The sequence below is a fragment of the uncultured Bacteroides sp. genome (assembly GCF_902491285.1).
Lineage (GTDB): Bacteria > Bacteroidota > Bacteroidia > Bacteroidales > Bacteroidaceae > Bacteroides.
The window spans coordinates 24706-36682 of the sequence record NZ_CABUHK010000060.1; the positions used below are offsets into that span (position 1 = coordinate 24706).

Sequence of the window (11977 nt, forward strand, 5' to 3'; positions counted from 1 at the left end):
TTATCAGTTAAGTTGTTTTTTTTCTTTACGGTGAAGTCTTTCCGGCAGATGGAAATCTGTGAGGTGCAGTTTGCGTGCCAGCTTGATTTGGTGCGCCAATCTGAACTTGCGGACAATTTGGTGAACCCATCCCGTGACAACCAGCACAAGGGCGGTACTAACAATCGTCGCTATCACTATCGGCCAGAATTCTGCCGCAATAACATCGAAGTATAACATAAGCGCCACTCCGGGCGGAACAAAAAAGAAACCTAAGTTAGCTACCAGAAAGTCGGACAATCCTTGCACCCAATGCAGTTTAATCCAACCTAATTTCAGAAAGAGGGTGAGCAGCAGCATACCGATGATGCTGGAGGGGAGCTTGATACCCGTAAGATAAACTATTAATTCACCCAAAGCCAAACAGCCAAATAAAATGGCGCACTGACGTATCATATACTAATAACCTATTGATTTTGTTTGAAAACGCTGCAAAGGTATGAAAAATAGGAGTACAGTGTTAAATATTATAATATTTTAGACTTGGGGCTAAAAAACGAACGAATTTGTAATGTGGATATTGCAAAATTGAGTACTTTTGCACCGCAAATAACAAATCGTAAGTAGGTTTTATAATAATATTCAATATATCTATGCTCAATTTAATCAACCAAATCGTTGAACGCGCGAAAGCAAACCGCCAACGTATTGTTCTTCCCGAAGGAACTGAAGAACGCACATTGAAAGCTGCCAATCAGATTTTGACAGACGAAGTAGCCGACCTTATTTTATTAGGAAATCCGGCTGAAATCAATGAACTTGCTACAAAATGGGGACTGGGAAATATCAGTAAAGCTACTATCATTGACCCTGAGACTTCTCCGAAACATGAAGAGTATGCACAATTGCTGTGTGAACTTCGCAAGAAGAAAGGAATGACTATCGAAGAGGCCCGCAAATTGACGAACGATCCTTTGTTCTTTGGTTGTTTAATGATGAAGAGCGGCGATGCTGACGGTCAGTTGGCGGGTGCCCGTAACACTACCGGCAATGTATTGCGTCCTGCTTTACAGATTATCAAGACAGCTCCGGGTATCACTTGCGTGTCAGGTGCTATGCTGTTGTTGACTCATGCTCCCGAATACGGCAAGAATGGAATTCTGGTAATGGGTGACGTAGCTGTGACTCCGGTTCCTGATGCTAACCAATTGGCTCAGATTGCTGTTTGTACAGCTCAGACTGCAAAGGCTGTTGCCGGAATCGAAAATCCGAAAGTGGCTATGTTGAGCTTCTCAACGAAAGGCTCTGCCAAGCACGAAGTTGTTGACAAAGTGGTAGAAGCAACTAAGATTGCCAAGGAAATGGCTCCGACTCTTGATTTGGATGGCGAACTACAGGCGGATGCCGCTCTTGTTCCTGAAGTGGGTGCAAGCAAAGCTCCGGGTTCTCCTGTAGCCGGAAAGGCAAACGTACTGATTGTTCCGAGTCTGGAAGTGGGTAACATCTCTTATAAATTAGTTCAACGCCTGGGACATGCTGACGCTATCGGCCCGATTCTTCAAGGTATCGCTTGTCCGGTAAACGACCTGTCTCGCGGCTGTTCTATCGAAGATGTATATCGCATGATTGCTATCACAGCCAATCAGGCCATTGCTGCAAAAGCAAACAAGTAACTACAAGTATTAGGTATAAAGTATTAAATCGACAACGGTATGAAAATTCTGGTATTGAACTGCGGAAGTTCATCTATTAAATATAAATTGTTCGATATGACCACTAAAGAGGTGATTGCTCAAGGTGGTATCGAAAAAATCGGCCTGAAAGGCTCGTTCCTGAAACTGACCTTGCCGAACGGCGAAAAGAAAATCCTCGAAAAAGATATTCCTGAACATACAGTAGGTGTGGAATTTATCCTGAATACATTGATTAGCCCTGAATATGGAGCTATCAAGTCTTTGGATGAAATCAATGCGGTAGGTCACCGTATGGTGCACGGCGGCGAACGTTTCAGCGAATCTGTATTGCTGAGCAAGGAAGTTCTGGAGGCTTTCGCTGCTTGCAATGACCTGGCTCCGCTTCACAACCCTGCCAACCTGAAAGGTGTGAATGCAGTTTCTGCTATTCTTCCTGACATTCCTCAGGTGGGCGTATTTGATACGGCTTTCCACCAGACAATGCCGGATTACGCATATATGTACGCTATTCCTTACGAATTGTACGAGAAATATGGTGTACGCCGTTACGGCTTCCACGGAACTTCTCATCGCTACGTATCAAAACGTGTATGCGAATTCCTGGGTGTTAATCCTGAAGGAAAGAAAATCATCACTTGCCACATCGGTAATGGTGGTTCTATTGCTGCTATCAAAGATGGTAAGTGTATGGATACTACTATGGGATTGACTCCGTTGGAAGGTTTGATGATGGGTACTCGTAGTGGCGACATCGATGCCGGCGCGGTGACGTTCATCATGGAAAAAGAAGGTTTGAATACAACCGGTGTTTCCAACCTTTTAAATAAGAAGAGCGGTGTATTGGGTATATCCGGTGTGTCAAGCGATATGCGTGAACTGTTGGCTGCTTGTGCTGCCGGTAATGAGAAGGCAATCCTTGCAGAAAAAATGTACTACTACCGTATCAAAAAATACATCGGTGCTTATGCTGCTGCATTAGGTGGTGTAGATATCATTCTGTTCACAGGTGGTGTTGGTGAGAACCAGATGGAATGCCGTCGTGAGGTTTGTAAGGATATGGAATTCATGGGTATCGAACTCGATAACGACGTGAATGCGAAGGTTCGCGGTGAAGAAGCTATCATTTCTACTCCTGCTTCTAAAGTGAAGGTAGTAGTGATTCCGACAGACGAAGAGCTGTTGATTGCTTCGGATACAATGGATATTCTGAAGAAGTAATAAATAGACTTTTATATAGGATAGGGCGGCTCCTCATGGTGCCGCCTTTTTTGATGTATAGAAATTCATCATTCTTTTATAAGTATCAGTTTTTTTGCTTTACTTTGCAGGTCAAATAGTTATATCCCGTTTTTATCATGCGTTACTCCGTCATAATCCCCGTTTACAATCGTCCCGACGAAGTGGACGAGTTATTACAAAGTCTCACTGTGCAGCACTTTAAAGATTTTGAAGTCGTTGTAGTGGAAGATGGTTCTTCCATTCCCTGTAAAGAAGTGACAGAACGATATACAGACCGGCTGGACATCAAATACTTCTCTAAGCCCAATTCGGGACCGGGACAGACCCGTAATTACGGAGCCGAACGCAGCGAAGGGGAATACCTTATTATATTAGATTCTGATGTAATTCTACCCGAAGGATATTTTGATGCCGTAGAGGCGGAGCTTCTCACTTCTCCCGCTAATGCTTTCGGCGGTCCCGACCGCGCGCATGATTCTTTTACGGATATTCAGAAAGCGATTAACTATTCCATGACCTCTTTCTTCACGACCGGAGGTATTCGTGGCGGAAAAAAGAAAATGGATAAATTCTATCCCCGTAGCTTTAATATGGGAGTGCGCCGCAAAGTGTACGAAGCTTTGGGGGGATTTTCCAAGATGCGTTTTGGCGAGGATATTGATTTTAGTATCCGTATCTTTAAGAATGGCTATACTTGCCGTCTTTTCCCGGATGCCTGGGTGTATCATAAACGTCGGACTGACCTGAAGAAGTTCTTCAAACAAGTGCACAACTCCGGCATTGCCCGTATCAACCTTTATAAGAAATACCCGGATTCTCTGAAACTGGTTCATTTGTTGCCTGCCGTATTTACGTTGGGAGTAGCGCTTCTACTGTTAGGAACTCCGTTTTGTCTTTTCAGTTTTACACCGATAATGCTCTATGTACTGTTGGTATGCATTGATTCTACTATTCAGAATAAGAGCCTGCCTATCGGCATTTATTCCATTGCCGCCGCATTTATTCAACTTATTGGCTACGGAACAGGCTTTTGGCGTGCATGGTGGCAGCGTTGTGTAAGAGGGAAAGATGAGTTCGAGGCTTTCCAAAAGAATTTTTATAAGTAATCAAATTCTTATTTGTCTGTTGGCATTCCTTTTTTGCTTAAAAGGGAAGTGACTTTATTTTAAAAGTCCTACCTTTACACTCCCAAATTAAAGATTATGGAAAGTAAACACAAACTATCCATCAACCAGTGGGCACTGGAAGACCGCCCGCGGGAAAAAATGATGGAGAAGGGAGCAGCCGCATTGAGTGATGCCGAACTACTCGCTATATTAATCGGCTCCGGAAATACGGAAGAGAGTGCTGTCGAACTGATGAGACGCCTGCTCCTGTCTTGTGATAATAACCTGAATTCTCTGGCGAAGTGGGAAGTGTGCGACTATTCCAGTTTTAAAGGGATGGGACCTGCAAAGAGTATAACAGTTATGGCAGCTCTTGAATTAGGCAAGCGACGAAAGTTGCAAAGCATCCAAGAAAGACTTCGTATCACTTGCTCAAAAGATATCTACGAGATTTTCCAACCTCTTATGTGTGACCTGGAACAGGAAGAGTTTTGGGTTTTATTACTCAATCAGGCAACGAAACTGATAGATAAAGTCCGCATAAGTACCGGTGGAATAGACGGGACATATACAGATGTACGTACAATTCTTCGGGAAGCACTCTTGCAAAGAGCTACACAAATAGCCGTGGTACACAATCATCCTTCCGGCAATATTCATCCCAGTCAACCTGACAAGACCTTGACAGAACATATCCGCAAAGCGGCGGATACAATGAATATTCATTTGATAGACCATGTGATAGTCTGTGAAGAAGGCTTTTACAGCTTTGCGGATGAAGGATTGCTCTGAAATACAATAGGCCAAGACTTTAATAAATTAAGTGATTATAGTATGAAACGAATCTCAGTCAGTTTAATGTTTTTATTACTGGTTTTCATGGCATACGCCTACGAACCGGAATTCTCGACTGCCGGCTTTTTCCGATTGCCGGATACGGGACGTGACGTATATTCGATGAATCCCGCCTGGCGTTTTCATAAAGGAAGCGCCGTCGGTGCCGAAGCGAAAGAGTTTAATGACAAAGCCTGGCAGGTAGTCTCTTTGCCGAATGGCATCGAGTATCTTCCCACTGAAGCCAGTGGTTGCATCAACTACCAGGGAGAGATTTGGTACCGGAAACATTTCACTCCGGCAGATGTCTTGAAAGGGAAGAAACTGTTTTTGCATTTTGAAGCCATTATGGGCAAAAGCAAAATCTACGTGAATGGTAATTTGCTCGCAGAGCATTTTGGTGGCTACCTTCCTGTATCGGTTGATGTGACAAATGCGTTAAACTGGGGGGAAGATAATGTAATAGCCGTATGGGCTGACAATAGCGATGACCCTACTTATGCTCCGGGAAAACCGCAGGACGTATTGGATTACACATACTTTGGCGGTATCTATCGTGACTGCTGGCTGATTGCGCACAATCATGTGTTTATCACCGACCCGAATTATGAGAATGAAACAGCCGGTGGCGGATTATTTGTCGCTTTTGACAATGTTTCGGAGCAATCGGCGGATATTCTGTTGAAAGCGCATATACGTAATGATAATACACGGAGCTTTACCGGAAACATCACTTATTCGTTAGTCGACCGTGACGGTAAGGAGGTGGCATCATCGGATATGAAGCTAAGTATTCGTAAAGGTGCTGCGATAAGCCGTAATGGAAAGATGAAAGTGGAACAACCTCATTTGTGGACTCCTTCGTCACCTTATCTGTACAATCTGTATATCCGTATTTATGATAAGAATGGGAATGTCGTAGACGGTTATCGCCGCCGTATCGGCATCCGCAGCATCGAATTCAAAGGAAAAGACGGTTTCTGGCTGAACGGAAAACCGTATGGAAAGCCATTGATAGGTGCTAATCGACATCAGGATTTTGCAGTAGTAGGAAATGCGGTGGCCAACAGCATTCACTGGCGTGATGCGAAGAAACTGAAAGACTTGGGACTGGAAGTGATTCGTAACGCTCATTGTCCGCAAGACCCGGCATTTATGGATGCTTGTGATGAACTTGGTCTGTTTGTTATAGTGAATACTCCCGGATGGCAGTTTTGGAATGATGAACCGATTTTTGCGAAACGGGTGTATAATGATATTCGTAATCTGGTTCGCCGTGACCGTAACCATCCTTGTGTATGGTTGTGGGAACCTATTCTGAACGAGACATGGTATCCGGAGGATTTTGCCGGGCATGCGAAGGGAGTCGTTGATGAGGAATATCCTTATCCGTCTTGTTATTCGGGGTGTGATGCGCAAGCCAAAGGAGCGCAATATTTCTCGGTTCAGTTCAGTCATCCGATGGAAGTGTCGAAACGTGACCCTAAGATTACTTACTTTACCCGTGAATGGGGCGATAATGTGGATGACTGGAGTGCTCACAACTCTCCCAGCCGTACAGCCCGTAACTGGGGTGAACAGCCCATGCTGATACAAGCTGCGCATTATGCTTCTCCTTATTACGATTATACTTGTTATGATGCCTTGTATAAGGAATCTCCGTGGCACGTGGGCGGTTGCCTGTGGCATTCGTTCGACCATCAGCGCGGTTATCATCCCGACCCTTTCTATGGGGGAGTAATGGACGTATTCCGCCAGCCGAAATATTCTTATTATATGTTTAAGGCGCAACGTCCGGCTGAGGCTTCCGACGGTCTGGCGGAAAGCGGCCCGATGGTATATATTGCTCATGAGATGACACCGTTTTCTAACAGGGACGTAACAGTCTATTCAAATTGTGATGAGGTGCGCCTGACGGTTAATAAAGGCGGAAAGGTATATACATATAAGAAAGATAAGGCACGGAAAGGAATGCCTTCTCCGGTTATCACTTTCCCGGGTGTATTCGATTTTATGACGGACAAGAAGTTAACCCGCGAGCAACATGGGGAAGATGTTTACATGCTGGCGGAAGGGCTTATGGATGGTAAGGTCGTGGCTACCCACAAAGTTCTGCCGGCTCGCCGTGCCGAACAAATTCGCTTGAGGGTAGATAACGAAGGTGTAAACTTACGCGCTGATGGTTCCGACTTTGTAACTGTAATAGCCGAAGTTACCGATAAGAACGGTAATGTGAAGCGTCTGAACAACTATTATATCAAGTTTTTTGTGGAAGGTGAAGGGCGTATCCTTGGGGATGCCGCTGTAATGGCGAATCCCGCTCCTGTGAAATGGGGAAGTGCTCCGGTGCTGATTCAGTCTACCACGAAACCGGGCAAGATAAAGGTCAGAGCCAGTGTATTGTTCGAAGGCTCCCAAATGCCTGTAAGCGGAGAACTGGAACTGACTTCTTCTGCTCCCATGTATCCATTGGTATTTGATGCAGCGGAAGAGTGTCTAATCAAACAGGTGGAGTCCTCTTCGGTAGACAAAAAGAATGACGCAGAATTGGAATTGGAACGCCTGCGCCGTGAACTGAATGAACTGAAGCTGAAAGAGGTGGAACGCCAACAGACAGACTTTGGCGAAAAGAGGAATTGATACTCCTTTTGCAACAATTTGCCGTTCCGGTACGTTTTTTAATTAACCGGAGATAGAGAGTAATGTAATATTCTTTAGGCACGGGATACGCATTCCGTGCCTAATTTTTTGTCTTTCGTATTTTATCTCTATCTTTGCGATACATAATAAATAAGGACGTATGGAAAAGTTTGAAATAGAAGAAAAGATTGTAGCCATGCTAAAGACAGTGTACGACCCGGAAATTCCGGTAAACGTATATGACCTCGGACTGATTTATAAGATTGATGTCTCCGATAATGGGGAAGTGGTGCTTGACATGACTCTGACAGCACCGAATTGTCCGGCTGCTGATTTTATCATGGAAGATATTCGTCAGAAAGTGGAATCAGTGGAAGGAGTGAACTCGGCTACCATTAACCTGGTGTTTGAACCGGAATGGGATAAGGATATGATGAGTGAAGAAGCAAAGCTCGAACTAGGCTTTCTTTAGTTACGAGTGATAATCTCATAACCAATCTCTTATAACTAATAACTCAAAACTTATGAAGAACGTTTATTTCCTCTCCGATGCCCATCTTGGCTCCCGTGCCATTGAGCATGGACGTACGCAAGAGCGACGTCTGGTGAACTTTCTCGATAGTATAAAGCATAAGGCTTCTGCTGTTTATTTACTGGGAGATATGTTCGATTTCTGGTATGAATTCCGGTTGGTGGTTCCTAAAGGTTATACCCGCTTTTTGGGGAAACTTTCCGAACTGACGGATATGGGAGTGGAAGTACATTTCTTTATAGGCAATCATGATATCTGGTGTGGAGATTATCTCACCAAAGAATGTGGCGTCATCATGCATCGTGAGCCGTTGACTACCGAAATTTATGGAAAAGAGTTCTATCTTGCTCATGGTGATGGATTGGGCGACCCGGACAAGAAGTTCAAATTGCTTCGTTCCATGTTCCACAGCAAAACATTACAGACACTATTTTCTGCCATTCATCCCCGTTGGAGTGTAGAATTGGGTTTGTCATGGGCGAAACGTAGCAGACAGAAACGGGCTGACGGAAAGGAACCGGACTATATGGGTGAGAATCAGGAACATCTGGTACTGTATACCAAAGAGTATTTGAAAAGCCATCCGAATATCAATTTCTTTATTTACGGGCATCGTCATATTGAACTGGATTTGATGCTAAGTGCCACTTCACGTGTGCTGATACTCGGAGACTGGATTAATTTCTTCTCTTATGCCGTATTCGACGGCGAGAACCTTTTTCTTGAAGAATATATAGAAGGCGAGACGCAAGTCTGAGGCGGATAGTTTCACCCCCGTTTGAAACAAAAAGTTCCAACCCGGTTTGAAACAAAAAGTTTCCCGGTGTGAAACGAATGGTTTCTCGGTGTGAAACACTTCGTTTCTCGGTGAGAAACAAACTGTTTCAAGGCATGAAACAACTAACTCGCTTAAATGGACGGAAAAAGAGCTCATGCTTGAAGTGAAAAGTCTCTACCGATAAGAAATAATTAAAGCGATAAATCCCTGCTTCAGCACTGTGAAGCAGGGATTTATTACATTATCATAGGTTATCTTCTATGGTAGTTCTGATAACAATCGCACAATTAATTATTTATTTGAAAACTAGTGTATAGTTTGAAGCTATTGGCAGGTATAGTAACAGACTGTGCATCACTGTTAGTTACATTCAATGTTTTGCCATTCAATTCATACCAATCTCCCGTGTTGCCAAAGTACACATTTGTATTAATCTGCTCATTCTTGAAATTACCTACTACAACCAATTTCTTTGTAGTGGATTCCAATCTTAGATAGCGACCTTTATCCCAATCGGAAACACTGACGTTCCAAGCTTTGAAAGCATCATTACTGAATAGCTCAGGATTATCATTGCGTAATTTCAGCAAAGTACTATAAGTGTCATATAAGCCTTTCCGATATTGTTCAGTGAAATAATCCCATTTCACAGGCTTGGCATCCGTATTCTTATCAGAACCCATTGTGCCATCGTATTTATACTTGATGGAATAATCATATCCGAGTTCGCCGAACTGCCAAATCATTTTCGGACCGGGAACGGTCAGGAAGAAGGCTGCATTTGTTTCCAGTTGTTTCATGCGGGTAGCAAGAGGTGCATCCTTAAGATTGCCAAAAGCGCCTTGCTCGTATGCAACTCTCTCTTCATCATGACTTTCCATATAATTGACCCATCCATCGGCAGGCATCCCGCTATTCCGCATGTACGAGAAGTCGGATTCACTGGATTCTCCCATTCCGGATTGACGATAGCTCTTATTCATGTTATGCCACAGCTTCATTCCTTTTTCAGCTAGGACTTTTTCTTCTGATATGTCACAGAAGTGTTCTAGAATCATTACGGCATTCGGGTTTGTAGCGTTTACAGTTTCATGGTAGGCTGCTAAAATATCAATACGGGACTGGTCGTAATTGCCGGATGAATTGGAATCACTAGACTTTTGAGTAAATCCTTTAGTTAAGTCGAAACGGAAACCATCAAACTTATACTCTTCCAGCAAGAACTTCAAGTTACGTTTTACAAATTCACGTACGAGCGGTGATTCGTGGTTGAAGTCATGAAATACGCTGAATGGGTGCGGAGCGTCGACATTGAACCACGGATTGTTCTTGGCAGTCTTACTTTCTTTCGAATTCCAATAAAGTTTAGCAAATGGATGACTGCCTGTGGCATGGTTGTAGACTACATCCAACAATACTGCGATACCTTGCTTATGACATTCATCAATGAATTGCTTATATTCCTCCTTCGTTCCATATGCTTTGTCCATTGCAAAATAATAACATGGATTGTATCCCCAGCTATTATTCCCGTCGAATTCTTGTATTGGCATCAACTCAATCGCATTCACTCCCAAGTTTTTGATGTAATCCAAATGTTTCGTAGCCTCTTTGATTGTACCGGTAGCAAGTTCGGAACCCGTTTGTGTGAAGTCACGGAACAGTAACTCATAAATAACCATATTGTCAGGATTCTCAATCTTGAAATCAGATACTTGCCAGTTGTAGGATGCCGGTTTCGTTTGGAATACAGAGACAATGCCTGTCGTCTTTCCATTCGGATACTGTATGGCACTAGCCGGATAAACTCCCTGTTCTACAAGATATTTATCGTTCGAGCCATCCAACACCTTTTCACAATAGGGGTCGCCAATACGAACGTTGCCGTCTTCTTCGCTACCCATATAATATTGGAAGCCATACTCTTTGGCGGGGTCAATGCCCGTAACGGTGTACCACCAGAAGTGTTTGTCATTATCACGCTTCATCTGATATTCAGTACTAAGTTCCCAATCATTGAAATCGCCAATCAGGCAGGCGTAATCCTTATAATTGTTATTCGTATCCAAATCGTACAGTGCGAAAGTCACAGACGTTCCGTCAGCCGATGGATGAATACCTGCTTCTTCAACCGGGCAGGCGGCTATCTCTACCGGAGCCGGTGTGAAAGTCTTGTCTCCGGTGACTGTGATAAAGAAGTCACTGGTTTTCTTTTCGTCAGTCAACGCTTCATCATTGCGGAAGAGGATGCAGACATTTTGAATGTTTGCTGCATTTTCCGGACCAAACCATTCGCGTACTGTCGGGGCAAGCGTAAAGCACCAAATATTATCCGCCACTTTCTCTGCCTTGTATTTATCTTCATTTACACCCCATTCCGTAGGAACATACATCCAGTCATTGATGCCGATGTGAACATATACATCGCCTTCGTATCCATACAAGTCGTCACCGGCTGCTGCTTTATACCAGATTTTTCCTTGCTTGTCGCCTTTGAATTTAGTAGGGTAATTATTAATTCCTTCTACCAATTCTTCGATAGACGGTTCGTGGTCCAGTTCGGGGATTTCCGGACCGGTGATTAACATCTCGTGATTTTCGTCGGAACATGCTACTATCGTGAATAGACAGAGCAACATCCAGAACATATGTCTTATATCTTTTTTCATAATGTATTTTCCATTTATTATTCTTTAATGAGGACTAGTCTACCGTTCAGATAGAATTTTATAGTATAGTTGCCGGTTACATCCATTACAATATTATCTCCTGTAAAAGGACTAGGTGCATCTAATGTTCCCCCGAAACTAATGCCAGAATCCCAATTGGAATTAACGCGGAGCTTAAATTCACCTGCTGTCATTTCCGTCTTTACAGTCCAACATTTTTCTGTTGCATCATAAGTTAATTCTTTACCGTTTTCCCATCCGCCTGTGGCTGTACCTATAATATCCATAGATGTCATTTCTGTTGCAGAGACGTATTTGTCGTCCAAATTGACTACAATGTAATAAATGCTCTGTGGTAAAGATAAGTTTCCACCATCATTTGTCATACCTTCTTTCGAGGTAAAATAGTCATATCCATAATCAAGTCCGCCATTCGAACCATCCGGCCAATAGGGCTGTGCGGTAAATTTAAAGCCACCGTTCAATTCCGACATTCCCCAATAAGC

Annotated in this window: 9 protein-coding genes and 1 pseudogene; 7 read left to right on the forward strand and 3 right to left on the reverse strand. The window is 43.5% G+C overall.

Annotated features, from left to right (window positions below; translation table 11 throughout):
• Window positions 1-3: 3 nt before the first annotated feature.
• The gene (locus RDN93_RS15095; RefSeq protein WP_308746283.1) at window positions 4-435 is read right to left on the reverse strand and encodes a CidA/LrgA family protein; all 432 of its coding nucleotides are present in this window, start codon (window positions 433-435) and stop codon (window positions 4-6) included.
• A gap of 197 nt (window positions 436-632) precedes the next feature.
• On the opposite strand from RDN93_RS15095, the gene pta reads away from it, so the two are divergent.
• From pta to RDN93_RS15130, 7 genes are all read left to right on the forward strand, one after another.
• Complete coding sequence (pta, locus tag RDN93_RS15100; RefSeq protein WP_308746284.1) at window positions 633-1652, forward strand: phosphate acetyltransferase; 1020 nt, start codon at window positions 633-635, stop codon at window positions 1650-1652.
• A 39-nt stretch (window positions 1653-1691) separates the two neighbouring features.
• The gene (locus RDN93_RS15105) at window positions 1692-2891 is read left to right on the forward strand and encodes an acetate kinase (protein WP_308746285.1); all 1200 of its coding nucleotides are present in this window, start codon (window positions 1692-1694) and stop codon (window positions 2889-2891) included.
• A gap of 137 nt (window positions 2892-3028) precedes the next feature.
• Window positions 3029-4018, forward strand: coding sequence for a glycosyltransferase (locus RDN93_RS15110; RefSeq protein ID WP_308746286.1), 990 nt, complete (start codon window positions 3029-3031; stop codon window positions 4016-4018).
• 96 nt (window positions 4019-4114) lie between these two features.
• Complete coding sequence (radC, locus tag RDN93_RS15115) at window positions 4115-4810, forward strand: DNA repair protein RadC (protein ID WP_308746287.1); 696 nt, start codon at window positions 4115-4117, stop codon at window positions 4808-4810.
• A 42-nt stretch (window positions 4811-4852) separates the two neighbouring features.
• Window positions 4853-7492, forward strand: coding sequence for a glycoside hydrolase family 2 TIM barrel-domain containing protein (locus RDN93_RS15120; RefSeq protein ID WP_308746288.1), 2640 nt, complete (start codon window positions 4853-4855; stop codon window positions 7490-7492).
• Between the two features lie 160 nt (window positions 7493-7652).
• Window positions 7653-7964, forward strand: coding sequence for a metal-sulfur cluster assembly factor (locus RDN93_RS15125; RefSeq protein ID WP_022139307.1), 312 nt, complete (start codon window positions 7653-7655; stop codon window positions 7962-7964).
• Between the two features lie 52 nt (window positions 7965-8016).
• On the forward strand, window positions 8017-8781 hold the full coding sequence (locus tag RDN93_RS15130) for a UDP-2,3-diacylglucosamine diphosphatase (RefSeq protein ID WP_308746289.1): 765 nt from the start codon (window positions 8017-8019) through the stop codon (window positions 8779-8781).
• Between the two features lie 308 nt (window positions 8782-9089).
• Here RDN93_RS15130 and RDN93_RS15135 read toward each other — a convergent pair whose 3' ends face one another.
• Both RDN93_RS15135 and RDN93_RS15140 read right to left on the reverse strand, forming a co-directional pair.
• Window positions 9090-11471 carry an alpha-amylase family glycosyl hydrolase gene (locus RDN93_RS15135; protein ID WP_308746290.1) on the reverse strand — a complete coding sequence of 794 codons (2382 nt, stop codon included), beginning with the start codon at window positions 11469-11471 and terminating at the stop codon, window positions 9090-9092.
• Between the two features lie 17 nt (window positions 11472-11488).
• Window positions 11489-11977 (reverse strand): annotated as a pseudogene (locus tag RDN93_RS15140) (DUF5115 domain-containing protein); the annotation flags it as partial.

Excerpts from the sequence above, each read along its gene's own strand:
- RDN93_RS15095 (WP_308746283.1), bottom strand. The coding sequence starts at position 435 with ATGATACGTCAGTGCGCCATTTTATTTGGCTGTTTGGCTTTGGGTGAA.
- pta (WP_308746284.1), top strand. The coding sequence starts at position 633 with ATGCTCAATTTAATCAACCAAATCGTTGAACGCGCGAAAGCAAACCGC.
- RDN93_RS15105 (WP_308746285.1), top strand. The coding sequence starts at position 1,692 with ATGAAAATTCTGGTATTGAACTGCGGAAGTTCATCTATTAAATATAAA.
- RDN93_RS15110 (WP_308746286.1), top strand. The coding sequence starts at position 3,029 with ATGCGTTACTCCGTCATAATCCCCGTTTACAATCGTCCCGACGAAGTG.
- radC (WP_308746287.1), top strand. The coding sequence starts at position 4,115 with ATGGAAAGTAAACACAAACTATCCATCAACCAGTGGGCACTGGAAGAC.
- RDN93_RS15120 (WP_308746288.1), top strand. The coding sequence starts at position 4,853 with ATGAAACGAATCTCAGTCAGTTTAATGTTTTTATTACTGGTTTTCATG.
- RDN93_RS15125 (WP_022139307.1), top strand. The coding sequence starts at position 7,653 with ATGGAAAAGTTTGAAATAGAAGAAAAGATTGTAGCCATGCTAAAGACA.
- RDN93_RS15130 (WP_308746289.1), top strand. The coding sequence starts at position 8,017 with ATGAAGAACGTTTATTTCCTCTCCGATGCCCATCTTGGCTCCCGTGCC.
- RDN93_RS15135 (WP_308746290.1), bottom strand. The coding sequence starts at position 11,471 with ATGAAAAAAGATATAAGACATATGTTCTGGATGTTGCTCTGTCTATTC.